Annotated in this window: 28 protein-coding genes; 15 read left to right on the top strand and 13 right to left on the bottom strand. The window is 72.9% G+C overall.

Annotated elements, in window-relative coordinates; all coding sequences use genetic code 11:
• Positions 1-44 precede the first annotated feature (44 nt).
• The 8 genes from ACUY4T_RS07920 to ACUY4T_RS07955 all read left to right on the top strand — a co-directional run bounded on the left by ACUY4T_RS07920 (position 45) and on the right by ACUY4T_RS07955 (position 6,418).
• Complete coding sequence (locus ACUY4T_RS07920; RefSeq protein WP_446018377.1) at positions 45-401, top strand: hypothetical protein; 357 nt, start codon at positions 45-47, stop codon at positions 399-401.
• A 163-nt stretch (positions 402-564) separates the two neighbouring features.
• Positions 565-1,086 (top strand): hypothetical protein, encoded by a 522-nt coding sequence (locus ACUY4T_RS07925; RefSeq protein ID WP_446018378.1) that lies wholly within the window; start codon positions 565-567, stop codon positions 1,084-1,086.
• Positions 1,087-1,149: 63 nt separating this feature from the next.
• Positions 1,150-1,794 carry an NADPH-dependent F420 reductase gene (locus ACUY4T_RS07930; RefSeq protein ID WP_446018380.1) on the top strand — a complete coding sequence of 215 codons (645 nt, stop codon included), beginning with the start codon at positions 1,150-1,152 and terminating at the stop codon, positions 1,792-1,794.
• A 146-nt stretch (positions 1,795-1,940) separates the two neighbouring features.
• The gene (locus ACUY4T_RS07935) at positions 1,941-2,495 is read left to right on the top strand and encodes a hypothetical protein (protein WP_446018381.1); all 555 of its coding nucleotides are present in this window, start codon (positions 1,941-1,943) and stop codon (positions 2,493-2,495) included.
• 93 nt (positions 2,496-2,588) lie between these two features.
• Positions 2,589-2,777 carry a hypothetical protein gene (locus ACUY4T_RS07940; RefSeq protein ID WP_446018382.1) on the top strand — a complete coding sequence of 63 codons (189 nt, stop codon included), beginning with the start codon at positions 2,589-2,591 and terminating at the stop codon, positions 2,775-2,777.
• A gap of 16 nt (positions 2,778-2,793) precedes the next feature.
• A complete protein-coding gene (locus tag ACUY4T_RS07945) occupies positions 2,794-4,161 on the top strand; it encodes a type I glutamate--ammonia ligase (RefSeq protein ID WP_446018383.1) in 1,368 nt (455 codons plus the stop codon).
• 53 nt (positions 4,162-4,214) lie between these two features.
• Positions 4,215-4,919, top strand: coding sequence for a 4a-hydroxytetrahydrobiopterin dehydratase (locus tag ACUY4T_RS07950; RefSeq protein WP_446018384.1), 705 nt, complete (start codon positions 4,215-4,217; stop codon positions 4,917-4,919).
• Between the two features lie 194 nt (positions 4,920-5,113).
• A complete protein-coding gene (locus ACUY4T_RS07955) occupies positions 5,114-6,418 on the top strand; it encodes a hypothetical protein (RefSeq protein WP_446018385.1) in 1,305 nt (434 codons plus the stop codon).
• Between the two features lie 32 nt (positions 6,419-6,450).
• On the opposite strand, the gene ACUY4T_RS07960 is transcribed toward ACUY4T_RS07955, so the two are convergent.
• From ACUY4T_RS07960 to ACUY4T_RS07990, 7 genes are all read right to left on the bottom strand, one after another.
• On the bottom strand, positions 6,451-7,047 hold the full coding sequence (locus tag ACUY4T_RS07960; RefSeq protein ID WP_446018386.1) for a hypothetical protein: 597 nt from the start codon (positions 7,045-7,047) through the stop codon (positions 6,451-6,453).
• Positions 7,048-7,379: 332 nt separating this feature from the next.
• Positions 7,380-8,162, bottom strand: a complete 783-nt coding sequence (locus ACUY4T_RS07965) for a DUF4190 domain-containing protein (protein ID WP_446018387.1) — start codon at positions 8,160-8,162, stop codon at positions 7,380-7,382.
• Positions 8,163-8,337: 175 nt separating this feature from the next.
• Entirely contained in the window at positions 8,338-8,925 is a 588-nt protein-coding gene (locus ACUY4T_RS07970; RefSeq protein WP_446018388.1) for a VOC family protein, read from the bottom strand.
• 72 nt (positions 8,926-8,997) lie between these two features.
• Positions 8,998-9,672, bottom strand: coding sequence for an O-methyltransferase (locus tag ACUY4T_RS07975; RefSeq protein WP_446018389.1), 675 nt, complete (start codon positions 9,670-9,672; stop codon positions 8,998-9,000).
• A 63-nt stretch (positions 9,673-9,735) separates the two neighbouring features.
• A complete protein-coding gene (ppk2, locus tag ACUY4T_RS07980; RefSeq protein WP_446018390.1) occupies positions 9,736-10,551 on the bottom strand; it encodes a polyphosphate kinase 2 in 816 nt (271 codons plus the stop codon).
• Positions 10,552-10,573: 22 nt separating this feature from the next.
• Complete coding sequence (locus tag ACUY4T_RS07985) at positions 10,574-11,737, bottom strand: RNA polymerase sigma factor (protein WP_446018391.1); 1,164 nt, start codon at positions 11,735-11,737, stop codon at positions 10,574-10,576.
• Between the two features lie 4 nt (positions 11,738-11,741).
• Positions 11,742-12,152 (bottom strand): YciI family protein, encoded by a 411-nt coding sequence (locus tag ACUY4T_RS07990; protein WP_446018392.1) that lies wholly within the window; start codon positions 12,150-12,152, stop codon positions 11,742-11,744.
• Positions 12,153-12,637: 485 nt separating this feature from the next.
• On the opposite strand from ACUY4T_RS07990, the gene ACUY4T_RS07995 reads away from it, so the two are divergent.
• From ACUY4T_RS07995 to ACUY4T_RS08005, 3 genes are all read left to right on the top strand, one after another.
• The gene (locus tag ACUY4T_RS07995; protein ID WP_446018393.1) at positions 12,638-13,069 is read left to right on the top strand and encodes a DUF1761 domain-containing protein; all 432 of its coding nucleotides are present in this window, start codon (positions 12,638-12,640) and stop codon (positions 13,067-13,069) included.
• A 108-nt stretch (positions 13,070-13,177) separates the two neighbouring features.
• Positions 13,178-14,527, top strand: coding sequence for a hypothetical protein (locus ACUY4T_RS08000; protein WP_446018394.1), 1,350 nt, complete (start codon positions 13,178-13,180; stop codon positions 14,525-14,527).
• 159 nt (positions 14,528-14,686) lie between these two features.
• A complete protein-coding gene (locus ACUY4T_RS08005) occupies positions 14,687-15,958 on the top strand; it encodes a hypothetical protein (protein ID WP_446018395.1) in 1,272 nt (423 codons plus the stop codon).
• 88 nt (positions 15,959-16,046) lie between these two features.
• Here the strand turns inward: ACUY4T_RS08005 and ACUY4T_RS08010 are convergent, their stop codons facing one another.
• The 3 genes from ACUY4T_RS08010 to ACUY4T_RS08020 are packed head-to-tail and all read right to left on the bottom strand — an operon-like array spanning position 16,047 to position 20,167.
• Positions 16,047-17,822, bottom strand: coding sequence for a hypothetical protein (locus ACUY4T_RS08010; RefSeq protein ID WP_446018396.1), 1,776 nt, complete (start codon positions 17,820-17,822; stop codon positions 16,047-16,049).
• A gap of 24 nt (positions 17,823-17,846) precedes the next feature.
• Positions 17,847-19,235 carry a DUF1214 domain-containing protein gene (locus ACUY4T_RS08015; RefSeq protein WP_446018397.1) on the bottom strand — a complete coding sequence of 463 codons (1,389 nt, stop codon included), beginning with the start codon at positions 19,233-19,235 and terminating at the stop codon, positions 17,847-17,849.
• Positions 19,236-19,258: 23 nt separating this feature from the next.
• Positions 19,259-20,167, bottom strand: coding sequence for an alpha/beta fold hydrolase (locus ACUY4T_RS08020; RefSeq protein ID WP_446018398.1), 909 nt, complete (start codon positions 20,165-20,167; stop codon positions 19,259-19,261).
• A 135-nt stretch (positions 20,168-20,302) separates the two neighbouring features.
• Here ACUY4T_RS08020 and ACUY4T_RS08025 point away from each other — a divergent pair, with 135 nt between their 5' ends.
• Positions 20,303-21,316 (top strand): helix-turn-helix domain-containing protein, encoded by a 1,014-nt coding sequence (locus tag ACUY4T_RS08025; RefSeq protein ID WP_446018399.1) that lies wholly within the window; start codon positions 20,303-20,305, stop codon positions 21,314-21,316.
• A gap of 15 nt (positions 21,317-21,331) precedes the next feature.
• Here ACUY4T_RS08025 and ACUY4T_RS08030 read toward each other — a convergent pair whose 3' ends face one another.
• Both ACUY4T_RS08030 and ACUY4T_RS08035 read right to left on the bottom strand, forming a co-directional pair.
• A complete protein-coding gene (locus ACUY4T_RS08030) occupies positions 21,332-22,531 on the bottom strand; it encodes a DUF2510 domain-containing protein (RefSeq protein WP_446018400.1) in 1,200 nt (399 codons plus the stop codon).
• Between the two features lie 137 nt (positions 22,532-22,668).
• Positions 22,669-23,502: a nuclease-related domain-containing protein gene (locus ACUY4T_RS08035; protein ID WP_446018401.1), complete on the bottom strand. Its 834-nt coding sequence runs from the start codon at positions 23,500-23,502 to the stop codon at positions 22,669-22,671.
• A gap of 151 nt (positions 23,503-23,653) precedes the next feature.
• Here ACUY4T_RS08035 and ACUY4T_RS08040 point away from each other — a divergent pair, with 151 nt between their 5' ends.
• The 3 genes from ACUY4T_RS08040 to ACUY4T_RS08050 all read left to right on the top strand — a co-directional run bounded on the left by ACUY4T_RS08040 (position 23,654) and on the right by ACUY4T_RS08050 (position 25,271).
• Entirely contained in the window at positions 23,654-24,154 is a 501-nt protein-coding gene (locus ACUY4T_RS08040) for a hypothetical protein (RefSeq protein ID WP_446018402.1), read from the top strand.
• Between the two features lie 27 nt (positions 24,155-24,181).
• The gene (locus ACUY4T_RS08045; RefSeq protein ID WP_446018403.1) at positions 24,182-24,394 is read left to right on the top strand and encodes a hypothetical protein; all 213 of its coding nucleotides are present in this window, start codon (positions 24,182-24,184) and stop codon (positions 24,392-24,394) included.
• A 172-nt stretch (positions 24,395-24,566) separates the two neighbouring features.
• A complete protein-coding gene (locus ACUY4T_RS08050) occupies positions 24,567-25,271 on the top strand; it encodes a potassium channel family protein (RefSeq protein WP_446018404.1) in 705 nt (234 codons plus the stop codon).
• A gap of 54 nt (positions 25,272-25,325) precedes the next feature.
• On the opposite strand, the gene ACUY4T_RS08055 is transcribed toward ACUY4T_RS08050, so the two are convergent.
• On the bottom strand, positions 25,326-26,324 hold the full coding sequence (locus ACUY4T_RS08055; protein WP_446018405.1) for a hypothetical protein: 999 nt from the start codon (positions 26,322-26,324) through the stop codon (positions 25,326-25,328).
• Positions 26,325-26,338: the final 14 nt, after the last annotated feature.

Genomic DNA, 26,338 nt, shown 5'->3' on the forward strand with positions numbered 1-26,338 from the left:
TTTCCCACACGCGCTTCGCGCGCGGCGTGTGGTGGACCGGGCACGTGCAGCTTCCGACCTCGCTCGTGCTCTTCGTCGTCTGCTTGCCCGTGCTTCTCGCGGTGACGCGCCCCGCGCTCGGCTTCGCGTTCCCTGCATGGTTCGGCGTCGACAACTCGGCGGGAGCTCCGGCCTGGATCGGCCTCGCGATGGCCGGACCGTTCGCGCTGTCCGGGCTGATGCTCAGGGCCAGCAGCCACTGGCGGCTCTACCGGGATGAGCCCGTCGGCGGCGGTCTCGCCGCACGGCTGCTCGGGCTGGTCGCGACGATCGTCGGGATCGCCATCGTGTCGATCCTGCTCACGATCGCCGCCGCGTTCCTGATCCTCATCGCGGGGTCGTGGGCGCTCGGGGCCGCCTGAGCACGCTGGACATCGCGGGTTTCGGACGCGAACGCCCGGGGCATACGTTGGTCGTCAGCATTACCGCTCTCGGAATCATCGGAGCAGGTGACGTCGGCAACCAGGAGGGCGACCCGATCATGTACTCGAACGGCGTGGTCGTGCAGGTCCCCGACGTGGTTCGATGAGCCCGCGGACGCCGCAGGCCCAGCCGGACGGCGACGCCGTGCCGTCCGACGCCGCGTCCTCCGGCGACGCGCCGCATCGGGCCCCACGTCGGCGGTGGTGGTGGCGCCGGCGCCCGCCCGCATCGCACACGCGCTTCGCGCGCGGTGTGTGGTGGGCCGGGCACCTGCAGCTCCCGATCTCGCTCGTCCTGTTCGTCGTGTGCCTGCCGCTCCTCGTCGCCACGACGGAGCCCGCCCTCGGGTTCGACTTCCCGGCGTGGTTCGGCGTAGTCGGCACCGGCGTCGACGTCGCCTGGATCGGGCTTGCCATGGCCGGGCCGTTCGCGCTGTCCGGCCTGATGCTGCGCGCCAGCAGCCATCAGGACCTCTACGCCGAGCCGCCCGTCGGCGGCAGGCTCATCGCCCGGGTGCTCGGGCTCGCGGCGACGGTCGCCGGGATCGCGGTCGTGTCGATACTGCTCACGATCGTGGCCGCGTACCTGCTCCTGTTCATCTTCTCGGCGGTGCTCGCGAGCTGAGCGCCCGCTGGGGATCCGAATCCGGCGGGAAGGTCTGCGGCGCGGCCTCCGTTGCCACACACCATGACCACTCTCGGAATCATCGGAGCAGGCAACATCGGCAGCCAGGTCGCGCGTGCGGCCGTGGCCAACGGATACGACGTCGTGATCGCGAACTCGCGCGAGCCGGAGACGCTCGCAGGCCTCGTCGCGGAGCTCGGCCCGCGCGCGCGGGCGGCGACCGCCGTCGAGGCGGGCGAGGCCGGCGACGTCATCGTGGTGACGGTGCCGCTGAAGGCGTACCGCGACATCCCGGTCGCCCCGCTCGCCGGCAAGATCGTGATCGACACGAACAACTACTACTGGGAGCGCGACGGCCGCATCGGCGCGCTCGAGGAGGGCCGCGCGACGGTCTCCGGGCTGCTGCAGGAGCACCTGCCGGACAGCCGCGTCGTGAAGGGCTTCAACCACATCATGGCGAAGGACATCACCACGGATGGCGCCCCCGCGGGCACGCCCGGGCGCCGGGCGCTCGCCACGTCGAGCGACCACGACGACGCGATCGCGTTCGTCACCGAGCTGTACGACCGGTTCGGGTTCGACACCGTGAACGTCGGGCCGCTCGCCGAGAGCTGGCGCGTCGAGCGCGACCAGCCCGCGTACGTCGTCGCGCAGACGCAGGACGAGCTCGTCGCGAACCTCGCGCTGGCAGAGCGCACCGCGGCCTGACGCGGAGCGCGGCTGCGGAGCACCGCTCACCTGCGCGACGGGGAAAGGTATCCGCCGGATACCTTTCCCCCGGAAGTCGAGGGGAGCCCCACTCCGCGGCGGCGCGGTCAACGGTCGCCGCAGGCCCGGACGGGTAGCGTCGGAGCGTGGACGAGCCGGGGGACGACGAGCGCCGCAGCGCGGGCGCCCTGGCATCCCGTGCAGTCGGCGAGCATGGGCTGAGCCGCAGCATCGGACCCGTCCCTTCCATCGCCTCGGACCCGTCCGGCGCCGAGGGGGTTCCGTCGACGCGGGACGGGGACCAGCAGCGAGGCAGGTGGTGGCGTGAGCGGCCGCCGCGCGGACTCAGCCGGTTCGGACGGGCCGTGTGGTGGGCCGGGCACGTTCAGCTGCCCCTCGCGCTCGCGCTCCTGCTGACCTGCCTGCCGATCTTCGTCGCGAACGCGACCTTGCCGAGGTTCGCGGGGGCGGCGTGGCTGGGGCTCGCGATGTCGGCGCCGTTCGCGGTGTCGGGGCTGATGCTGCGGTCGAGCAGCGAATGGCAGGTGTACCGGGAAGGGCCGGCCGGCTCCGGCGCCATCACGCGCACCGTCGCGCTGGTCGCGACCGTCGCGGGGATCGCGGTCCTGTCGATCGCGCTCACCATCTTCGCCGGCTATCTCCTGTTCTTCATGATGGCGGCGATCGCGCAGATGACCTGAACCTGCTTGGCAGGTTCGCGCCGACGCGGTATGTTCTCCTCTCACCGGTTGACGACGACGTCATGATCGCTCCGCGACCGAGAAGAGGAGACCATGATCTACGAAGACCGGGACCGCCTGAAGCGCGCCCTGCAGGCCAGCGCCGACGGACGGCATCGCGAAGTCGAGCTCGACGAGGCCGCGCGCGAGTGCGCCGAGGCCCTGCTCACGGGGTCGATCGACATCGCCCAGGTGCACGCGCAGCGCTACTCCGAGCTGAAGGGCGAGCCCGCGACCGCCTGAGCGGCATGATGGTCGGATGAACGGTTCCGTCCGGCTCGACGACATCCGCGCCCTGCTCGTGTGCCACGTCGACCACGGCGGGGTCTCGCGCGTGAAGGTGCTGCCGAAGCGGCGCCTGCTCGCGGCGAGCACGCACGGCGCGACCATCTCGCACAGCGTCGGCCTGCTGTTCTCGGTCGACGACCACCTCAACGCCACCGCCGACCTCGACCCCGTCGTCGGCGACCTCCGCGGCATCGCCGACCTGTCGGCCATGGCGATCGTCGACGCCGCGGCCGGCCTGGCCTGGGCGCCCGCCGACCTGTACTCGCTCGACGGCACGTCGCATCCGTCGTGCCAGCGCACCGCGCTCCGGCGCGTGGCGGACGACGCGGCCGACGCCGGCCTGGCCTTCCGGGTCGGGTTCGAGCTCGAGTGCACGGTGTTCCGTGCGGGGTCGAGCGGCGCCCGGGACGACCGCGACGCGGCATCCGCCGACCGGCCGGCGACGTCGGCGCCCGGCTACTCGACCCGCGCCGTGCTCGAGGTGGAGGCCTTCGCGCTCGACGCGCTCGCCGCGCTCGAGGCCGCGGGCGTGCCCGTCGACCAGATGCACCCCGAGTTCGGCCCGGGCCAGCTCGAGTTCGCCTTCGCCCCGCGCGACCCGATCACCGCCGTCGACCACCTCGCCCTCGCGCGCGTCGTGCTCGCCCGCGTCGCGACCGCGCACGGCCTGCTCGTGTCGTTCGCGCCCGTGCCCGTCGTGGGCGGCGCGACGAACGGATGCCACCTGCACCTGTCGGCCACGCGCGACGGGCGCAACGTCTTCGCCCCCGACCCGTCCGCGCCGCACGGTGTCGGCGCGGACGGCGGCCGCATGATCGCCGGCATCCTCGATCGCCTCGACGAGGGCATCGCGCTGCTCGGTGGCAGCGTGCTCTCGTTCGCGCGGCTCCGCCCGCACACCTGGGCGGGCGCCGACGTGTGCTGGGGGCCGGCCAACCGCGAGGCGGCGCTGCGGTATGTCCCCGGGCAGGCCGGCATGGGCGCCGAGCAGGCGAACGTCGAGGTCAAGCCGGTGGATGCCGCGGCGAACCCGTACCTCGCGACCGCAGCGGTGATCGCGGCTGCGGTCGACGGGCTCGCGCGCGACGCGGTCCCGCCGGCTCCGGTCGTGGTCGACCCGGGCACGCTGGGGGAGCCCGAGCGGGAGGCCGCCGGCATCCGCGCGCTTCCGGGCGACCTCGGCGCGGCGCTCGAGCGGCTCGCGACGAGCTCGTTCTTCCGCGGCGTGTTCGGTGACGTGCTGCTCGACGCCTACCTCGCCGTGCGCCGGCACGAGTGGGAGGCGTACGGCCACGCCGACCCGGCCGAGGTGGCCGAGCTGGTGCGCTGGCGGTACTGAGCCGACGGCGCCAGCCGCTTGCCGGTGACGGCGGCGACCGCCAGCATGGGCGGATGGACGACGCACCCGAGCCGACCGCGCCCGAGCCGATCAGCCCGCAGCAGTTCCACGACGCCGACGGGGTCGACGACTGGCGGGTGCTGTACTGGGGCGCGCACGCGTTCTTCCGGGCTCCGTCGTACGCCGCCGGCGCCCGGTTCGTCGCGGCGATCACCGAACTCGCCGACGTCGTCCGGCACGAGCCCGACATCGACCTGCGGCACGAGGGGGTCGCCGTCAAGCTCATCAGCCGCGACCTGCGCGACCTCAGCACCCGCGACCTCGACGTGGCACGGCGCATCTCGGCGGTCGCCCGCGAGCACGGCCTGGCCGCGGATGCCGCCGCGCTCCAGGTCGTGCAGACCGCGGTCGCGTCGCCCGAGTCCGCCGACGTGACCCCGTTCTGGCAGGCCGTGCTGGGCTACGTGCGACCGAACGACACGCACCTCGTCGATCCGCTGCGGCGCGGCTCGTCGGTGTTCCTGCAGCCGACCGACGCCGTGGCCGAGGGGCGCGGCCGGATGCACGTCGACGTGTGCGTGCCGCACGACCAGGTGCACGCGCGCATCGAGGCGGCGCTCGCCGCGGGCGGGCGGATGGTCGACGACGCGTTCGCGCCCGAGTGGTGGACCCTCGCCGACGCCGAGAACCACAAGGTCGACCTCACGACCTGGTGGGGCCGCGAGTCGACGCGGCTGGAGGAGGAACGGCCCGCCTGACCGGTGGAATCCGCTCGCCGGGCCGGCGCCGCGGAGATCGCGGCGTGCCGATCCGCGATGGCACGCCGGCCGGGAAACGTCGTAGCATCGCTCCAGCGCGGGCCCCACCCGCCGATCCCCGTCCGCCCCCGACCCCCACCACTGCTCGAACCCGGCCCGCCCCGCCGCGGACCGCCTCCCACCCAGGAGTCCGGTTGACCGCCCCCCTCGACGACGACGCCTCGCAGGCGCCCGCCCCGCAGGCGTCCGCCCTGCCGGGCGCTGCCGCCGCGTCGCAGGCGGTCGAGGCGCCGGCGCCCGCCGACGGACGCTCCGGGGCGCACGCCCAGCCCATCGACGTGCCCGACGTGCCCGCCCGGCCGTCGATCGCCGACCGTCGGCGCTACTTCCTGAGCAGCCAAGAGCCCAGCGGCGACTTCGAGGCGGTGATCGTGGCGGTGACGGATGCCGGCCGCCGGCGCTACTTCACGACGCGCGACGGCGCTCGCCTCACCGAGGTCGACCACGACTGGTTCGACCGCCGCAGCTCGGACGGCGGGCGATCGCTGCTCGAACTCGACGAGCGCGAACTCGGCGAGCTCGAGGCCGAACTCGAGTTCGTGCGCCCGGTGCGCGGGCGCGACCCGATCGCCGAGGCGGCCGACGCACCGAGCGCGCCCGCGACTGCGAGCGACGCCGATGCCGGATCCGATGTCGCCGCCGGATCCGAGGACGACCTGCCGGCCGGCGCCGACACGGAAACCGACCCCGAGCCCGAGCCCGAGCCCGAGCCCGACGCGGATGTCGCGCCCGGTCCCGCCATCCACGAGGAGCAGCACCACATGACGGATGCCACCCCCGCCCACACGCCCGCCGGCCCCGCCGACGACGAACTCGACCCCGTCACGCAGGAGTTCGAGGCGATCGTGCTGGAGGCCCGCCGCGCCACGTTCGTGCAGGGCGGCGGCGCCGCTGCGACGGAGTCGGACCGGCCCACGTCGGCGCCGGCGGCATCCGCACCCGTTGCCGGGGCGCCTGCGGCATCCGCCCCCGGCTCGCCGTTCGACCGCTCGCCCGACGGCGGCGCCATCGAGCAGGTCGCGCTGGCCAAGGGCATCGCGTTCATCGCGCACCGCGGACGGCTCGACCGCAGCGGTGCGCCGTACATCGACCACCCGGGCCGCATCGCCGAGCGGTTCGACGCGGTGTCCGAGCCCGTCGCGGCGGCGGCGGCGTGGCTGCACGACGTACTCGAGGACACCGACATCACCGCCGAGGAGCTCTTCGAGGCCGGCGTCGTGCCCGAGGTCATCGAGGTCGTGCGGCTGCTGACGCGCACGCCGGAGGTCGCCGCCGACGAGTACTACGCGCGCCTGCGCTCCCACCCGATCGCCCGTCGCGTGAAGCTCGCCGACATCGACGACAACACGGCGCGCTGGCGACTTCGCCGGCTCGACTACGAGACGCAGGTGCGCCTGGTCGAGAAGTACCGCGTGGCACGCCTGGCGCTCGCCGACTGACGACCCCGAGTTCGACGAGCGTCGCCGCCGCGTCAGCCCTCCGGGGGTGCGGCCCGCCTGTCGCTGATCGTCGCTGACCCTCCCGCAGGCCCGTCGAGCGACAGCTTGAAGTGCTCGCCATCGGCCCTCGTCTCGTAGGTCACGCGAGTGTAGGGAGGCAGCTTGGCGAGTACGTCGCCGTCGAGGGTGAGCAGCAGGTCCTGGTCGGTCGACACGGCCAGCTGGGGCGGGTAGACCGCGGTCCCGTGCGAGACGTCCGCGCGCGCATCGCTGGCGTTCAAGGCGACCAGCCGAGCGCCGGCGAGCGCGGCGACCCGGCCCAGATCCTCGTCCTCCTCCGCGAGCGCGATCGCTGCCTCCTCGGGCGTGGGCCCGAGCGGCTCGGCCAGCACGAGGATCAGCAAAGTCGGAATCACGCCGAGGACCAGGGCGACCGCGCCCAGCCAGACGCCGGCGACCGCCATCGGCGACATCCGCCGCTGCGCTCGGCGCGACCAGCGACGGGCGATCCAGCCGAGAACGATAGCGGCGATGCCGGCGACCACGATCAGAATCGCGATCGATGGGCCGCGGAACGGATTGGTGACCAGCATGAGGGCAGCCAGCACGCCGAGCAGCACCGACAGCACCGCGGCGAGCCTCGGTCCGGTGGGTTCGGGCGATGCGGGCGGCGGCGGGTCGGGCGTCGCGGGCGCGTCGTCGGTCGGCGGCGGCGGCGTCGGCGAGCCGGGCGGGAGGTTCGGGACGGACATCGGAGTGCACCCCCAATCGGGTCGTCCGGGCGACCCGAGCACATCCTCCCGCGACGGCGGTCTCGGACGCGACCGACCTGTGGTTGCGGTTCGGTCACGGCGGTTGCGGTTCGGTTACGACGGGGCCAGCCCTCGATGCGCACGCCGGATATTGCGCCGGGTCGAGAAGTACCGCGTCGCGCGCCGGGCGCTCGCCGACTGAGCCGGCCTCACTCGGCCGGGGGCGTCGCGGCGGTCGTGTCGTCGATCCGCGCCGAGGCGCCGAGCGTTCCCGTGAGCCCTAGGGCGAAGTGCATGCCGTCGCCCCAGGACTCGTAGCGCACCTGCGTTCCCTCGGGGAGCTCGACGAGCTCGTCGCCGTCGACGGTGAGGAGCCGGTCGCCGTCGGTGGTGACCGCGAGCTCGGCCGGGAAGCGGCCCGCCGTCCGGTTCGGGCCGGCCGCGTCGTCGGTGGCGGCGTCGTCCGCGCGGAGGAGGATGAGGCGGTCGGCCGCGAGGTACACGGCGCGGTCGAGCTCCTCCTCCTCGGCGGCGATCGCGCTCATCCGCTGCTCCGATGATTCGGGCGCGGGCTCGGCTTCGCCGAGCGGCTCGGCGAGCAGGCTGATCAGCAGGAAGGGAATCGAGCCGAGGACCACCGAGACCGCTCCCATCCAGAGGCCGGCGATCGCCATCGGCGACGTCCGGCGCTGCGCCCGGCGCGACCAGCGCCACGCGACGATGCCCAGCACCACCGCCGCGACGCCCGGGAGCGCGAACAGGACGGAGGAAGGGGACAACACGGCGAGCGGAGCGCCGATGAGCAGGAGCGCGGCGAGCGCGCCGAGCAGCATGGACAGTACGGCGGCGAGCCGCACCCCGGTCGGCTCGGGGCCCTCGGGGGCCCCGACCGCGGGAGCGGCCGGCGCGGGCGGTGACGGGTCGAGCGTCGCCGGCATCTCATCGCCCGTCGGCGTCGGCGTCGGGCCGGGCGGATGGTTCGGGACGGACATCGCAGAGCACCCCCGATCGGGTCGTCCGGGCGACCCGAGGCCATCCTCCCGCGGCCGGCTCAGCGGCAGGACGCGCGACCGGTTGCGGTTCGGTCACGACGGTTGCAGTTCGGTCACGGCGGGTCGAGCGCCGCCGGCCGCGCGGCGGACCCGACCTCGGCCGGGGCGCGGCGGCTCAGCGGGGCAGCGGGTTCGGCCCGGTCGCGGTGACGAGCCGCTGCGGCATCCATCCCTCGACGTGCTGGATTCCCTCGAAGGTGCGACCCTGCAGTTCGAGGACCTCCTTCAGCGCACGTCGGTGGAACTTCATGTGCGTGAAGTCCTCGAAGAGCACGTAGTAGGGCTCGTTGAGGTGGTTCTGGAACTGCTGCCCGGTCAGCACCTCGCGGTGACGGCGGGCGAACTCGTCGACCTCCTCGCCGACGACCACGCCGATGTGCTCCATCCCCATCTTGTAGGTGCGCTGGTGCACGGGCGGGATCAGCTCGATGAGCGGGATCTCCTTGTCGCCCAGCACGCGGAGCGGTTCCTCGAGCAGGATCATCGACATCGGCCGCCCGTTCCAGACGTTCTCGGTGCTCGCCCGCGCGTGGCGTTCGAGCATGCCGCGCAGGTGCACGTACCAGTCCCACTCGGGCACGCGGAACGCGAGGTGGCCGAGCGGGTACGGCGCGATGTCGATGCCCCGCTCGAGCAGGCGGTCGTTCTGCTGCGCCGCGAAGGCGCGGTAGTCCCCGATGATGTCGCCGACCGGATCGGACATGTGCTCATCCTCCTCTCGGCCGCGAGCCCGGCGGGGCCGCGGCACGGTGCGGGTACTGCGCGTCGCCGCGCGTCAGACGACGATCGCGAGCGCGACGCCGTCCCATCCCTTCGCGCCGACCGTCTGCAGGGCGGTCGCGTCGAACCGAGGGTCCGAGCCGAGCAGGTCGAGGGCGCGCTGCGAGCCGATCACCATCGAGTCGGTCGCGTCGGCGTCGGCGACCTCGCCGGCCCGGACGACGTTGTCGACCACGACGACCGTGCCCGGGTGCCCGAGCCTGGCCGCCCAGTCGAGGTAGGTCGCGCCCGACTCCTTGTCGGCGTCGATGAAGACGAGGTCGAACGGCTCCTCGCCGCGTTCGCCCATGCGCGCGAGCGACTCTGCGGCGGGGCCCACGCGGATCTCGACCTTCTCGGCGACGCCGGCCCGTTCGAGGTTCGCGCGCGCCACCTCGGCGTGGTGCGGCTCGAGCTCGAGGGTGACGACCCGGCCGTCGTCCGGGATGCCGCGCGCGAGCCACGTCGTCGAGTACCCGCCGAGCGTGCTGATCTCGAGCACGCGTCGCGCCCCCGTCATCCGCGCGAGCAGGTGCAGGAACTTGCCGCCGAGCGGCGTGACCTCGATCGAGGGGAGCCCCGCCGCCGCGGCATCCGCCAGCCCCTGTCGCAGCGCGACATCGTCGTCGACCAGGGTCTCGGCGAGGTAGTCGTCGACGCGTCGCTGGTTCTCCGGGATGAGCTCGGCCATGGGCTCAGCCTCCGCCTGCGCGGCGCCCGCGTCAATGCCCCGAGCGGGTGGATCCGCCGGTCGTCAGTCGGCGGCGCCCGCCCGCTTCTCGAGCTCGTGGGCGTAGTCGGGCACCGAGTTGGTCCACTGCCGGGGCGGCCGCTCGTATCCGGTCGACGGCGGACGCTCGGGGATCTCGATCTGCTCGTGCGGCACCTTCTCCCACGGCACCTTCGAGAGGATGTGCGCCATCACGTTGATGCGCGAGCGCCGCTTGTCGTCGCTCTCGATCTCGAACCAGGGCGCCTCGGCGATGTCGGTGTGCAGGAACATCGTGTCCTTCGCGCGGGAGTAGTCCTCCCACCTCGTGATCGAGCTGAGGTCGGTGGGGCTGAGCTTCCAGCGGCGCATCGGGTCCTCGAGCCGCGAGCGGAAGCGCTCCTCCTGCACGACGTCGGACACGCTGAACCAGTACTTCAGCAGGATGATGCCGTCCTCCACGAGCATCCGCTCGAAGATGGGCGCCTGGTGCAGGAACCGCTGGTACTCCTCGTTCGTGCAGTACCCCATCACGCGCTCGACGCCGGCGCGGTTGTACCAGGAGCGGTCCATCAGCACGATCTCGCCCGCGGCCGGCAGGTGCGGCACGTACCGCTGGAAGTACCACCGGGTCTTGTCGCGCTCGCTCGGCGCCGGCAGCGCGACGATGCGCGTGACGCGCGGGCTGAGGTACTCCGACACCCGCTTGATCGCGGAGCCCTTGCCCGCGGCATCCCGCCCCTCGAAGATCACGACGACGCGCGCGCCCGACTGCTGCACCCACGCCTGCATCTCGACGAGCTTCGCCTGCAGCGACTTCAGCTCCTGCTTGTACAGCGGCTTCGGCATCCTCTTGCCCATCGCGGCACCCCTGCACCGAAGCCTAGAGCGGATGCCGCGCTCCGCGGCCGAGTTCCGCGTTGAGTCGGGCCGCCTGACGGGTGAGGTGGTCGCGTTCGGGGATGGTCGGGGCCGACCGGGCCGCGTCCGCGTACAGGCGCGCGGCGGTCGCGCGGTCGCCGTCGCGCTCGTGGAGGTACGCGGCGACGGCGTCGTAACGGGGGAGGGCGGGGTCGAGCTCGGCGAGGGCCGCGAGGCCGGCGCGCGCGCCATCCGCCTGCCCCACCGCGACCGCGCGGTTCAGGCGCGCGACCGGGCTGTCGGTGAGGCGGACGAGCTCGTCGTACCACTCGACGACCTGCACCCAGTCGGTCTCGGCGGCGGTGGGGGCGTCGGCGTGCAGCGCGGCGATCGCGGCCTGCGCCTGGTACTCGCCGAGGCGGTCGCGGGCGAGCGCGGCCTGCAGGATCGCGACGCCCTCGGCGATCAGGCGCGTGTCCCAGCGCGAGCGGTCCTGCTCCTCGAGCGGCACGAGGCGGCCCTCGGGCGTCGTGCGCGCCGCGCGCCTCGCGTGGTGCAGGAGCATGAGGGCGAGCAGCCCTGAGACCTCCTCGTCGTCGGTCATCGCGGCGAGCTGCCGGGTGAGCCGGATCGCCTCGACGGCCAGGTCGACCTCGCCCGAGTAGCCCTCGTTGAACACGAGGTAGAGCACGCGCAGCACCGTCGCGAGATCCCCAGGCTCGTCGAGCCGCGCCCCCGAGACCGTGCGCTTGGCGCGGCTGATGCGCTGGGCCATGGTCGCCTCGGGCACGAGGTACGCGCGGGCGATCTGCTGCGTGGTGAGGCCGCCGACGGCGCGGAGCGTGAGCGCGACGGCCGACGCCGGCGTGAGCGACGGGTGCGCGCAGAGGAAGTACAGCTGCAGCGTGTCATCCGTCGCCGGGACCGGACCGGGCGGCGGCTCGCGGTCGACGAGCGCCTCGCGATCGCGGCGGGATGCCTCGGCGCGAGCGCCGTCGAGGAACTTCCGCCACGCGACGGTGACGAGCCACCCCTTCGGGTCCCTCGGCGGGTCGTCGGGCCAGACGCGGATGGCGCTGACGAGCGCCTCCTGCACGGCGTCCTCCGCCGCCGGGAAGTCGGCTCCCCGGCGGCGGAGCACGGCGATCACCTCGGGGATGAGGCCGCGCAGGAGCGCGTCGTCCACCGCGTCACTCCGTGACGGCCGGGGCGTGGTCGTCGAGGAACGGGCGCAGTTCGAGCCACTCGTGGATGGGACGGCCGCCGGCGCCCGGCGCTGCTGAGAGCTCGCCGGCCAGCTCGACCGCGCGCTCGTGCGAGTCGACGTCGATCACCATCCACCCGGCGATGAGGTCCTTCGTCTCGGCGAACGGGCCGTCGGTCACCGGCGGGCGGCCGGGGCCGTCGGAGCGCACCCACTCGCCCTTCGGGGCGAGGGCCTGCGCGTCGACGAACTCGCCGGTGCGCTCGAGCCGGGTCATGAAGTCGCGCATGTACTGCATGTGCGCCTCGAACTCCTCCGGCGCCCACTGTTCGATGGGCACGTCGTTCACCGCCTCGGGTGCGCCGCGGTAGTGCTTGAGCAGCAGGTACTTCGCCATCGTGTCCTCCTTCTCGCCCTCCGGCCATTGTGGCCGGATCGGGGGCGTTCACGTCTGGGACGGAGCGGGGGTTGCGTTCTCGACATCCGTCGGGCGCTTCGTTTCGCGTGGCGCGCCTGCCGCGCCCGCCCCGCCCCGCCCGCCGCACCCGCCGCACCCGCCCGCTCTCCCGCGACTCGCTCCGCTGGGCCCGCGGGTTGCCATTTCCGCCGGGAACGCCCCCTACGCTCGCCTCCCTGGACCCGCAGGTTGCCGTTTCCGCCGGAAATGCCCCCACTGCCGTCCCGTCCACGCTGGCGGGTTGCCGATTTCGCCGGGAACGCCCGCCGGATTCCCGGCGAAAACGGCAACCCGAGGCGATTCGGCGGAGAGGGGGCGGGGCGGGGTGCGCGTCGTGCGAGGGACGGGCGGCGCGGCAGGAGTACGCTCGCGGCCAGCGGCAGCGACACGGCGGATGGCGCGGCCGGGCCGGCGAGGAGGCGGACATGGTTCCCGAGATCAACTACTGGGCGGTGCTGCTGGCGACGCTCTCGACGATGGTGGTCGGCACGGTCTGGTACACGCCGAAGGTGTTCGGCACGCGATGGGCGACGCTGGCGAAGGTCGACATGGATCGCCCGGCGGCGACCGCGATCGGGCCGATCGTGGTGACGGTGATCGTGAGCTTCGTGACGGCGTGGGTGCTCGCGGGCGCGTCGACGATCGCATGGCACTTCTACGGCGGCGGCTATCTGGTGGCGGCGCTCTTCACGGGGCTGATCCTCTGGGCCGGGTTCACCGCGGCGCGCATCATCACGCACGACGCGTTCGAGGGGCGCCCGTCGTCGCTGACCATCCTGAACCTCGCTCATGAGCTCGTCACCGTGATCGTGATGGCCGTCATCATCGGGGTCTGGCCGCCGGCCGGCACCGTCTGATCGGGCGGCCTCCGCCCGGCCCCGCTCGGCCGGGCCGGGCACCGTCCGAGTCGAACGACGGATGCCGCCCCGGTAAATCCTCCGCTCCGCCGACCGTAGGATCGACGCATGGCCGGGTTCTGGGGCAGGCGCACGCGCGACGACGAGGTGATCCAGGCGCAGGACGCCGACCTGGCGAAGCGCGCCGGCACGGCGCTGGTCGCGGCCGACGAGCGCATCCGCGTCACCACCGACGAGCTGCACTTCGCCGAGGCCGAGCTCGGCTCCGACGCCGTCGCCGACCTGCGCGTCGCGCTCGCCGCGGTGCGCGAGCACCTCGGCGAGGCGTTCCGCCTGAACCAGCTGAACCACGACCACATCCCCGACACCCCGGAGGAGCTGCGCACGCGCAACGCGCGCATCGTGCAGCTCTGCGAGTGGGCGGAGGAGGTGCTCGACGAGCGGACGTCGACGCTCGCCGAGCGCATCGCGCGGGCGCGGCGGGCGCCGGAGATCATCGCCGGCATCCGGGGCGACGTGGCACTGCTCCGCGCCCGCATCCCGGATGCGCGCGAAACCGTCGAGCGGCTCGGCAAGCGCTACGCGCCGGCCGCCCTCGCCCAGGTCGAGGCGAACCCCGCCGAGGCCGACCAGCTCCTCGGCTTCGCCGAGCACGGCGCCGGCGTCGCCGAGCGGCGGCGGGCGGCGGGGCAGAAGGAGCAGGCGAACCTCGCGCTCGAGGCATCCGCTGAATCGGTGCGGCGGGCGGCGACGCTGCTCGACGCCGTGGAGACGTTCGAGATCGAGGCGCTGCGCGCCGAGGCGACGCTCGCGGCGATCGTCGAGGACTCGCGCGGCGACCTCGCCGTCGCGCTCCGCGAGCCGCATTCGGCGGGGGTGACGAAGGCCATCGGCGACCTCCAGGCCGCGCTCGCGAGCCTGCCGCCGGCGGGGGTCAACACCGACCCGTTCAGCCACCTCGATCGCCTGCGCGAGGCGAATGCGGGGCTGGATGCCGCGATCGCCGCCGCCCGCGAACGCGCTGCGCGCCCGATCCCGCCGTTCGAGCACGTGCGGCACGCGATCGACGACGCCGACCGGCACCTCGCGGTCGCCCGCGACGTGATCGCCGGGCACCGCGGCTGGATCGGCGCCGACGCCCGCACCCGTCTCGCCGAGGCGGAGCGCACCCGCCTCGACCTCGACCAGCTGCTGGGCACGTCGGCGTCGACCGCCACCGCGATCGACGAGGACCACCGCGAGCAGGCGATGGCGATGGCCCGCCGCGCCGCCTACCTCGCCGCGGATGCGCTGCAGCTCGCCCGGCGCGACATCGACTCGTCGCGACCGCCCGGCCCCGGCCAGTGGGGCGGCCCCGGGTGGGGCGGCGGCGGGCGGCGCGGCGGCGGGTCCGACGTGATGGGCGGCATCCTCGGCGGGCTGGTCATCGGCAGCATCCTCGACGGCATCTTCGACTGAGCGTCGCGAGCGGATGGCGCGGGGCGTGCCATCCGCTGGGGTGCGGTGCCGGATGGCGCGGGGCGTGCCATCCGCTCGGGCGCGGTGCCGGATGACGCTCGGCGTCGACTCGCAGCGGACGCATGGCGGGCGCTCACGGGGCGCTCGTAGGATCGGGGCATGGCCGGGTTCAGGGCCGGGCGCCGCCGCGGCGCCGGGGGAGCCGAGGCCCGCGACGCCCTGCCGGCGTCGGGGGTCGGGTCGGCGCTGCTCTCGGCCGACGAGCGCATCCGGGCGGCCGTCGAGGCGCTCGACTTCGCCGACGCCGAGCTCGGCGCCGAGGCGACCGCGCGACTGCGCACGGCGATCGACGCCGCCCGCGGTCACCTCGGCGAGGCGTTCCGCCTGAACCGGCGCAACCAGGAGCCCGACCCCCGCACCGCCGACGAGGTGCGTGCCCGCGCGGCGCGCATCGTCGAGCTGTGCGAGACCATCGAGCGCGTGCTCGACGAGCAGACCGCCGCGCTCGCCGACCGGATCGAACGCGCACGGCGGGCCCCGGAGACCATGGCGCGCCTGCCCGCCGACATCGACCGGCTGCGCGGCCGGCTGCCCGACGCGCGCGAGACCGTCGAGCGGCTCAGCATCCGCTACGCGCGGGAGGCGCTCGCCGCGGTCGACGGCCACCTCGCCGAGGCCGACCAGCTGCTCGGGTTCGCCGACCACAGCCTGCGGGTCGCCGAGCGGCGGCGGGCGGCGGGGCAGCTCGAGCACGCGGATGTCGCGCTCGCCGCATCCGCCGCCGCGGTGCGCCGCGCCGCGACCCTGCTCGAGGAGGTCGAGGCGTTCGAGGTCGATGCGCTGCGGGCGGAGTCGACGCTCGCGCTCGTCGTCGAGGCGTCGCGGCGCGACCTCGCGGCCGCGCTCGAGGAGGCGGGGGCCGGCGCGGGGGCCGGGCTCGGATCGCGCGGGGTGGCGAACGCGGTCGCCGAACTGCAGGCGGCGCTCGCCGCCCTGCCCGCGATCGGCGTCAACACCGACCCGTTCGCGCACCTGAACCGGGTGCGCGAGGCGACCGCGGTGCTGGATGCCGCGACGACGGCCGCGCGCGAGCGCGCCGCCCGCCCCGTCCCGCCGGTCGACCGGGTCGAGCGCGCCATCCGCGAGGCCGACCGACGGCTCGAGGCCGCGCGCGACGAGGTCGCGACCCACCCCGGCTGGGTCGGCTCGGAGGCGCTCGCGCGCCTGGCCGAGGCCGAGCGCGTGCGCCTCGACCTGACCCGCTCGCTGGGCGGCGCCGCGACCGACGCCGACGCGGTCGCGGCGGCCGACCACGAGCAGCGCGAGCGGGCGATCGCGCTCGCGGCGCGGGCGTCGGAGCTCGCGGCGGAGGCGGTGCGGTTGGCGCGGCGGGATGTCGGGGCGGTCAGGGCGTCGCAGCGGTCGGGGTGAGTGGGTCGGCGCGCGGCGCGCCGTCGGCCCGTCGGCCCGCCGGGACTCCGAGCCGATGATCCCCCGTGCGCGCTCGCGGCCGCCGGCGCTACTCCGTGTCGATCCTGGGCACGAAGCATCCGCCCTCCTGCCAGCCGCGCTGCTCGAACTGACCGGTGCTGCAGACCACGCTGTTCACCGGGTAGTACTCGCCCAGCGTGCCGAAGGCCGACGTCCAGGCGCCGTCCCGCGGAACGTCGGGCACGGCGGTGGTGAAGTCGTCGGCGACGACCATGTGGCGCATGATCATCGCGGCGGGGATGCCGGCCTCGACCCGCAGCACGGTGGCGTCGCCCACGTTCGGGCTGTCGCTCAGGTCGGCGGAGGTCACGATGACCGTCCAGTAGCCGTCCTCGCCGACGGCGAGCTGGGTGAGGCCGTCGGGGTTCGTGTCCGGATCGTAGACGCCGCTGCCGAACGAGCCGTTCGCGCACGACCAGTTCGCATCCTGCGCCGGATACGGCCACACCTTCCGGTCGAGGCACAGCGAGAAGTAGCGCATGTCGTAGTCCGCGGGCGCGTTGCCGTTCCAGGGCACCGGGCTCGCGCCTTGCGGGGTGCGGGGCGCCTTCCCGCGGAAGACGTAGACCTCCCCGGGTGCGGGGATGAACCCGGCGGCGAGGTAGCCGGCGACCGGGTTGGACCACACGCTGTTCTGGGCTGCCGCCGTCGGGGCGACGAACATCAGCGGCGTGGAGCACGGGGTGAGATCGGCCCCGACGTAGGCGCAGGCGTTCGAGGCGCGCGGCACGCTCGCGTCGGCGGCGTCGCCGAAGAAGTCGCCCTGCATCAGCCCCGGCGCCGGGCGCGCCGCGGTGGTCTCCGTCGGCGGGTAGCCCGTGCCGGTCACCTGCAGCGGCAGGACGTTGTAGTCGTAGTCCTGTCCGTCGACCGGCGTGCTGGCGTGCCGGCCCGGACCGCCGCCGCTGCAGCCGGTGCCGACCGGGTCGGGGTCGAGCGTGATCGTGTAGGTGTCGTCGTACGCGGTGCTCTCCTCCATCCAGGGGTTCACCGAACCGGCGTCGGGCCTGATCTGGAAGTCGGTGTTGTACGACTGGCAGTAGATCGCGGGCGACGTCTCGGTCGCCTCGGCGCTCAGGTAGTGGTAGAAGTCCATCGAGCGGTCGTAGACCACGTACGACATGAACAACTGCTCCTGGTACTTCCCGGTGATGTCGATGTGGTCGAGCACGAGGCCGTTCCGGTCGGGTGCGGTGCTCGCGTCGAACGGGACGGCCCAGTAGGTGGCATCCGAATCGGGCAGGAAGATGTCCATGCCGTCCTGCACCGGCGTCGTGGTCTTGGTGTAGTCGCGGGTGTCGTACACCTTCGTGTTGATGCGCGCCCACCAGCTGCAGAACGGGAAGGTCAGCCGTCCGCGCACGAGGTCCTGCTTCTTGAACCCGAGGTCCAGCGCCATGTCGCGGAACAGTTCCTCGACCGTCTCGCTCGTGCTGTCGGTGAAGAGGTCGGTCACGGCGCCCGCGTCGGTGACGCGCGTGGGGCAGTCCGGCAGCGGGAACTCCGTGAGCTCGCCGTTCGACGGGTCGCGCTTGACGACCGTGATGCTGGGCGGGTCGGCGTCGATCGACATGCGCCCGTCCGCGGGCACGTACGACCGCAGCAGCATGATCCGGAGATCGTCCGCGAGGTTCTCCGTGCCCTCCGGGACCTTGGCGGATGACGCGGGGCTCGCCGGGGCCGGGGGGGCCGCCGACGGCGCCGGCGGCTCCGCGAACCTGGCGCCGGCGCCCACGGCCGCGGTCGTCAGCACGAGTGCGGCGACCGCCACCTGGGCGATGCGATCTGCGGACGGGATCTTCATGGGGATCACCTCTCTCGCCGCGGCTCAGCGCGGCTGGATCGCCGGCGGAAGGTACTTGTCCTTCGCGATCAGGCTCTTCGCGACGACGCCGTAGACCCGGAGCATCACGTTGAACTCCCGGTCCCCGACGGGCAGCCAGTTGGCTTCGGCGACGCCGTCGGGCTTCGTCTCGGCGATGTGGATCGAGATCGAGCCGTCGGGGTTCGTCACGAGCCCCGGCGTGTAGCTCGCGACGAGGTACTTGTCGAGCTCGTTCGGGATCGGCTGGATGGCGTCCGGGGTGTATGCGGTCAGCGACCAGAACCGGGACGCCTCCGGGATCGATCCGGCGGGGAACGTCAGGACGTACCCGTCCGGGTTGCGCCCGTCGAGGGCGGCGCCATCCGCATCGAGGAACGCGTGGTAGTAGGCCGCGGTCTCGCGCGTGTTGCAGTACTGGCAGAACTCGGTGATCGACGCCCGGTCGAGCACCTTCTTCTTCCACTCGCCGATGTTCGTGAAGTGGACCCAGTTCGTCTCACCCCGGTGATCGAGGTAGTTCGCGATGATGGCGTCGTGGGCGGCCTGGGCTCCCTGCGCGAACGCCGTCGCCTGCGACGGGCTCAGGCCGGAGCCGTCGCCGAAGAGCGCGTCGAAGTCGTCGGACAGCTTCTGGTCCTGCTGCGTCAGCTCCGGCGTCCAGTCGCGGTCGCCCAGGGCGACCTGCAGTTGCCGCAGGAACTCGATCGGCTCCTCGCGGATGAGCAGGTCGGCGGTGGTCTTCACCGGCGCGGCGAACTCGTCGACGGACTTGATGGACGTGGCTGCGCCGTTCACCGTGAGCGCATTGCGGAACGCCGCGGCTGCGGCGGTGTCGTCGACGCCGTTGCTGTACTTGTCGACCCGGAAGATCAGGATCATGCGATCCAGCGGCAGCTGGACCACGTCGGGCGTGATCTCGCCGGCATACCCGGGTCCGACGAGCGTGTATGTCGTGGTCGGGGTCGCGACGCCGGCCGGCTTGGAGGGCACGCCCGACGGGTGCACGTTGCCGTACGGGTCGAGGAGCAGGACGGAGTAGCCTGCGCTCGTCTCCGGGACCTCGAGCTCGACCGCGGGGCCGCTCACGTCGATGGGCGAGCTGGCGTAGAGGGTGTCGTCGTTGATGGCGACGACGGCCTGGTACACGGGCGAGATCTCATCGGGGCCGATCAGCATGTTCGCCGGCACGGGGAGGATCTGCGTCTGGAAGTGCGTGAACCAGATCGGGTAGAAGGTCGTCACGTAGTTCTCCGTCGTCGAGACCACGTCCTTGCCTCCGTTGCCGCCGTTCGGGCCCTGGGCGGCGTTCACGGCGCCGACCGGGAGGGCAAGCGTCAGCAGAGTCGCGATCGCGGCCGAGATCGCGAGCCGCAGTGGGATTCGTGTGCGCATTCGTCCGTCTCCTTCTCGTGTCGTCATCGTCCGTCGGCGCGGTCCGCGCCCGGGTCGAGCGAGGTCGTCCGGTCCGTCGCCGCGAGCGGCTGCCAGAACCGCGTCCAGCGATCGCGGTCGACGAAGCCGTAGTGGCCGGCTCCCGGCCAGACGTGCAGGGTCGCGTTCGGCAGGCGCTCGGCGACATGCTCGGGCATCTGCGGGTCGATGATCTGGTCGGCGTCGCCGTAGAAGACGTCGAACGGCTGCGGCACGTCTTCGAGTTCGAAGCCCCAGTTCCACAGCGCCATGGTCATCTCGTAGAGCCCTTCCTCGTCCTGGATCATGCCCGCGGCGAAGTTCTCCTCGAACATGTCCCGCTGCGACGGATCGGAGAGGAAGGTCTGCGCGTCGGACGGATCGTCCTCGGCCATCGCCTCGACGAACGCGCCGATGTCGAGCTTCGCCTTCTTGACGTCGGACCGGTACGCCCAGCGGATCACCTGATGCAGGTGGCGCAGCTTCACGACCAGCTTCAGGTCGCGCATGACGAGCATCTTCGCGAACCCGTCCTGGTCGAACGGCCCGACGGGCGAGGCGAGGACCCCTCGCACGACGCGATCCGGCAGGTGGGCGGCGATCGCCAACGCGTGCGGGCCGCCGCCGGAATGCCCGGCGACGGCGAAGCGGTCGAAGCCGACGTGGTCGGCGAGCTGCTCCATGTCGGGCCCCCAGTCGGCCATGGTCCGGCCCTTCTGGGGCGTCGAGGCGCCGACGCCGGGCTGGTCGGCGACGACGACGCGCACGCCGAGCGACTCGTTCAACGCGCGATCGGGGTTCCGGATCAACCGCGAGTCCGAGAGGCCGTGGGAGAAGACCACGGGCGCGCCATCCGGGTCGCCCCACTCGTCGTAGGAGAGTTCGCGGCCGTCGGCGAGGGTCATCGTCTGCATGCGCCCGTCCTCACATCCCGGGCGCCCACCCGTCGCCCATCGTGCACGACGCTATGGCGGCCGAACGCGACGCCGTTGCACGTGAGTCTCAACTTCGGCTTGATGCGCCGACCGGATCGGTTGCAGACTGTGGGCATGGGTGGGGGGACCCCGGACGGCGACGTGCCCGTCATCACGTTCGACGCGCGGTCGGCTCCGGCCGACCACCAGTTCGAGCTCTTCCACGACACGACAGCGCCCGTGTTCGACACGCTGCCGTCGGACAGCCCTGCCGATTTCGCCGCCGAGGCGACCGACTACCTCGTCGGCGACCTGCTGGTCAGCCGGATCGCGCACTCGCCGCAGCGCATGCGGCGAAGCCCGCGCCACGTGCGATGCGGCGGCGAGGACGCGGTGGCGCTCTTGGTCTACCGCCGCGGGATCGCCGGCCTGCGCTTCGACCGGGTCGAACTGCGCCTCGACGAGCAGCATGTCGGGGTCATCGACCTCGCCCAGCCGTTCTACGCGACCTGCACCGACGTCGACTCGGTCTGGGTCGTGATCCCGCGCGACCGGCTGCCGCGTTCGGCACTGACCGGCCCGTGCGCGCGCTTCCACCGCGACTCGCCGCGCGGCCGGGTGCTGCGCAGCGCCGTCCTCTCGGTCTGGGCGAGGCTCCCGTCGGCTCGCGCGGCAGACGCGCCGCAGCTCGCGCAGGGCATCGTCGACGCCGCGGAGGCGGTGCTCGCGACCGGGGACTTCGCGCCATCCGACCCCGCCCTCGCAACGGCGATGCGCGATTTCGTGGGCTCGCACCTCGACGACCTCGACCTCGACGCGCCGACGATCGCCCGCACGTTCCACTGCTCGCGCTCGACCCTGTTCCGGATCTTCGCGCCGTTCGGGGGCGTCGACGCCTACATCCGCGACAAGCGGCTGGAACGCTGCCTCGACGACCTGCTCGAACCCGAGACGGCGACGCGAGCCGTCAACCTGATCGCCACCAGGTGGGGGTTCGAGAATCCCAGCCACTTCTCCCGGCTGTTCTCGGCTCGCTTCGGACTCGCGCCGTCGGTCGCGCACCGCAGCGCTCGGCGCACGAGCGACGGCTACGATCCGAGCACGAGCCGCAAGATCAGCACCTTCCACGAGTGGGCGGCGGCCCGCTGACGGTCCGCGCGGTGACTACGGCGCGTTCGTGAAGGTCGCGCTCGGGTACAGCGGGTGGGGCGCCGCATCCACCGTCAGCGAGCCGGGGTCGTCGACCGACCAGGCGACCCTCCACGTGATCGACTCGCCCGGCTCGATGACGGCGGTCGGGGGGAAGCCGACATCGTCGGCGGTGCCCAGCAGGTCGTCGCCGAGGTCGACGATGCGTCGCACGTCCTGATCGCCCGCCGACAACGTCGGCAACGGCAGCGGCTGGAGGGCCTCGGCGGAACCGTTCGTGAGCGTGAGCGTGAAGACGACGTGGTTGGCTCGCGTCGCACCGACCGCCAGGTCGCTCGGCGTGTACGGCTCGGGCGCGGAGACCGTGAGCGCGACGCCGTCGTCCCAGGTCATGGTCTCGCCGAACGCGAGGGCGGCGGCGGCGTCGGCGTCGGTTCCGGCCTCCGATCGCTCGGGCGCGGGGTCGGCGGCGGGGTCCTCCAGGCCCGGCACCGGGATTGCGGGGATGTCGGGGATCGCCTCGTCGAGCTCGTCGAACGCGGTGCCGATCGACGCCACGACGAAGGCGACGAACATCACGACGCCGACGACCACGGCGATGACCGACGTGACGAGTGCCACGACCGCCGGCCACTTCGCGCCGCGAACCGACAGCCCGATGATCGAGAGCACGAACGCGACGGGCACGAGCATCCACGCGTACCCGCTCAGGGCGGGGATGAACGCGAACACGAGCCCCACGATGGCGACCCCGAGCGCGATGACGCCCACCGCGTTCAGGTCGCGGCGGGACCGCTCGGGGAACGACGGCTCGGTCAGCGCCGGTTCGGTCAGCGGATGCCGCGGCAGCACCATCGTGGTGGCGGCACCGTAGTCCTCGGTCGGCGCATCGCGGTTCACCGCGGCGGCGGCGCTGTGTTGACCGGACGGGTCGTGCCGTTCCGCCGATCCGGTCGCGCCGGCGTGGTCGCCGGGACCTGCGGCATCCGGTCGGCCTGCGCCGCGGGAGCCCCACACGAAGGGAATCGTCGGGCCGTCGGCGGCGGGCTCTGGGGCTGGGACCGCGGTCGTCGACGGCTCGGGTGACACCTGCGTCGGCGGCATGGATTCGGGCCCGGGTGCGCGGAGGTCGGTCCAGGCGTCGCCGTCCCAGTAGCGTCGTCCGCCGGAGCCGTCCTCGTACCATCCGACGGGCGCCCTCGTCGGGTCGCTCATCTCTCGATGGTGACAGAGCCGGCGCCCCGGCGCACGGGTCGGCCGTCTTCGGGCGGGCGCCGGGGCGGCGCGAGGCCGTGGCAGCGCCCACCTCCGGCATCAGGGTTCGTCGGTGTCGTGCAGCCGATCTGCGGGGCTCACGGCACCAGCATCGCGGCCAAGACCGCAGGCAGCGCGGTGAAGACCGTGGGGCCCGCCGCGATCACCCCGACCACGATCACCAGCGCCCACCCCTGCCGACGTCGTCGCGCCCGGCTGATGGCTGCATGAAGCCGGTCGAACGCGGCGTGGTCGACGGGCTCGGTCGTCGCCATCCGCTGCCATGCCGCGGGTTGCGCGGCGATGGTCGCCAGATTCCGCACCTGGTCGGGCGTGAGCGCAGTCGGGCGGCGCTGCAGCCACCGAACCAACTGGTACTCGTGCAGCACGACCACGTCGTGCGGGCGCTCGCGCACCGTCACCTGCTTCGCCCCGACGACCACGATGATCGGGGTGACATCGACAAGCGTGCGCGCGGCGACCGACAGGAGCTTCGAGGTGCGCAGGGCCTCATGGCGCGCGTTGCGCAGGTGGTCGGTACGCTGCCCGCCCACGAGGATGCGCCTCGCGCCCACCCACACGCGCTGCCCGCGGTGGTGCTTCGTGTTGATCGTGTACACGCCCGCCGGCCCGATGACGACGTGGTCGAGGTCGCTCGCGCCGGAGCCGACCGGCACCGAGTGCAGCACGACCCAGCCGGGCCCGAGCGCGGCGAGCCGCCGCGCGACCTCGAGCTCACCGAGCGCGCCGACGTACCAGGCTTCGGCCTCGCGTCCGAGCGGGGAGACGCCGAAGAACCGCTGCACTGCGGTGTTCGGCGGCACGGTCGCCTGCACGCGCAGGCACTCGGCGATGACGGATGCCGCGGGGCGGCGGTCGGCGAGAGAGTCGGCGGTGACCGCGTCGGAAGCGTGCTGGTGCGAGGAGGTCATCGATCACGCTTTCGGGTCGTGGCAGGGTCGCTCGATCGTTCCAGCGCAGCGGAAGCGGAGGAAATCCCCCGAAGAGGGGTGACGCATCAGCCAGGGCGAGGCGCTGTTCGTGCTTTCGCGCCGGTAGCTTCGGAGAATGACGGGAGACCCGGTGCACACCATCGACGGATCGCCGCGTTCTGCCGTGCCGATGACCGTCTCCCGGTCGCCGGACGCGCTCCGTCGCCTTCGGCGCTGGAGCCGGCTGAGACCCGATCTGGTTTTCACCGCCGAGCACCTCGAGCACCTTCACGATCAGCTCGACTTCATCGATGCGAGCTGCGACCGATTCGATGCGGGCGTGCACGCGGAGGCGAAGCGGCTCGCGATCGCGGTGCGTGTCCTCGCGTACGACACCACCGTGAGCACGGGCCTGATGACACGCATGGGCGTGACCCAGTTGCTGCCCTGGGCGGACGGCACGATCCCGGGCGGGCCGCGCGTCGTTCGGATGGCGAAGGAGCTCGGCGTTGCGCCGGTCGGCTCTCTCCTCACCGTGATCCCGAGTGAGACGGATGCCACGTGGGCGCCGGCCTTCACGCAAGTGCCGCTGGGACCACACCGCGTCGGCTTCAACTACTGGTGGCACGTACCGAGGATCTTCGACAACTAGGGCACGGAGGCGTCGCGCCGCGATGTCGTGCTGTGGCTCGCCCACCACGACGGCGGCGCCCACGTCGACACCCTCCCGGAGGCCTACCGAGCGATCGCCCACGGCAGCAGCGTCGGCGACTTCTTCAGCCGTTTGGGTCGGTCCACGCGAGATGACTCGCCGGTCCCGGCGGCGATGCGTCAGATCGCGGAGGAAGTGCGATTCACGATTCGATCCGCGCTCGCGGAGTCGCTCGGCTGACTCAGGAGCGGCTTGAGCGCACCGTCCCGCAGCCGGCTGGTCACGCGAACCGCTAGGTCCACGCGACCGGCGGTTGGTGGCTGCAGCGGGGATCGATCGACCGCGAGTCGACTGCGGCCACAACGCATGCGCCGTGCCGCCCCGCCACCCGCCGCGACCCTAGAGTGGCCGGGTGACTCAGCAGGCATGGCAGAAGCTCGTCGAATGGCCGCTCGTCGTGGCGGCGCTCGTCTTCCTCGTCGCGTACTCGTGGCAGGTGATCGGTGACCTGCAGGGTCTGGAGGGCGCGCTCGCCGAGACCGTCATCTGGTTCACTTGGGCTCTGTTCCTGACCGACTACCTCGTCAACCTCGTCCTGGCGCCGAACCGTGGCCGCTGGTTTGTTACGCACCCGTTCGACCTCGCAATCGTGGTGCTGCCGATGCTGCGGCCGCTGCGGTTGCTCCGACTCGTCACGATCCTCGCCCTGCTGCACCGAACGGCTGGCGCGGCGCTCCGGGGTCGGGTCCTCCTCTACGCGGCAGGTGCCTCGCTGCTGCTGGTCTACCTCGCGGCGCTCGCCATGCTCGATGCCGAGCGGGGCGAGCCTGGTGCCATTCAGACGTTCGGCGAGGGCCTGTGGTGGGCGTTCGTGACCATCACCACCGTCGGGTACGGCGACTACTTCCCCGTGACGCCGACCGGGCAGCTCGTGGCGGTTGCCATCATGATCGGCGGCATCGCGCTCATCGGCGTGGTGACCGCGACGCTGGCCTCGTGGATCGTCGAGAAGGTGGGCGAGGCGAACGACGCGGAGCAGGCGGCGACGAAGGCCCACCTCGACGAGCTGCTCGCGGAGGTTCGGGCGCTGCGCGAAGAGGTGACGAACCGCCGTTGAGGGTGGCGCCGCCCGCCGCCCGCCGCCCGCCGCCCGCGATTGTGGCGGAACGCGCTACGGCATTGCCGTCTCGATCACGCCGGCCGATGAGACGTAGGTTGCCGTGACACCGGAGTGGCCGATCATGGTGAGGGAGTACTCGGTGCGGTCCGACGAGGTCGAGTAGAGCACCTCAGCACCTGGCGGGATCGGCGCGAGGATGATGCCGTCCGGCGACATGAGCGTCGTGCCATCCGTGGTGATCGCCAGATACGCGGGCCAGGTGCCGTCAGGCGACACAGTCTGCCTGAGGACAAAGGTCGCCGTTCCGAGCGATTGGGCCAGCTCGAGGCGCTCCGACTCGAGCGGGTCGAGCGCAGCGGCCTCCTCGGCTGCAGGTGCCGTGCCACCATTTCCGGGTGCCGGCGCGTCGAGGGCGGTCGTCTCCCGTCCGGGCGCGGCATCCACTGCCGTCGTCGGGACGCCCGGCGATTCGCCCACCATGCCGACCCAATGCGCCGGAGCGGGAAGCGCCATGGTGGTCGGCGCGAGGACGATCGCCGTGAACGCGTAGGCCATGGTGGCGATCGTTGCGATACCCGCGGTGATGCCGGTGATGGCGAGCGGGGAGCGGCCGCGGCCGGAGCGGCGGTACCGCGGGATCGCCATGAGACCGGCCCACACCGCTACGGCGCCGAAGCCTGTGATCCAGACCACCCGGGCGGGATCCGCGGCGAGGGGAGCTGCGAGCCCGATGACGAAGGCGGCGATGCCGATGACGAGGCTCGTCCAGCCGAAGGTGACGGCCCACGCGTGGCCGTCGGCGTGCCCGGCGCCGCGAATGGGGCGCTGGCCGGGCCGGGCAGTTCGCCAGATCGAGTCGTCGTCGGGCGGGGACCAGTCTCGAGGACCGGGCGGAGGTGGGGTCACGTCGCGTCGCTTGCTTCGGCGGGTAGGGTCGCCCGATCTTCGCAGCCGCGCTGAGCCGGAGGGGAGTCCCCGAATGCGGGGTTGCGCGGCGACCCACGTCTCGGGCGCGGCCGGCAGGGGGGTTCTGGTGACGCTGGCGGCCACTAGGCTCCGCCTAT

It is taken from the genome of Agromyces arachidis (assembly GCF_052805135.1).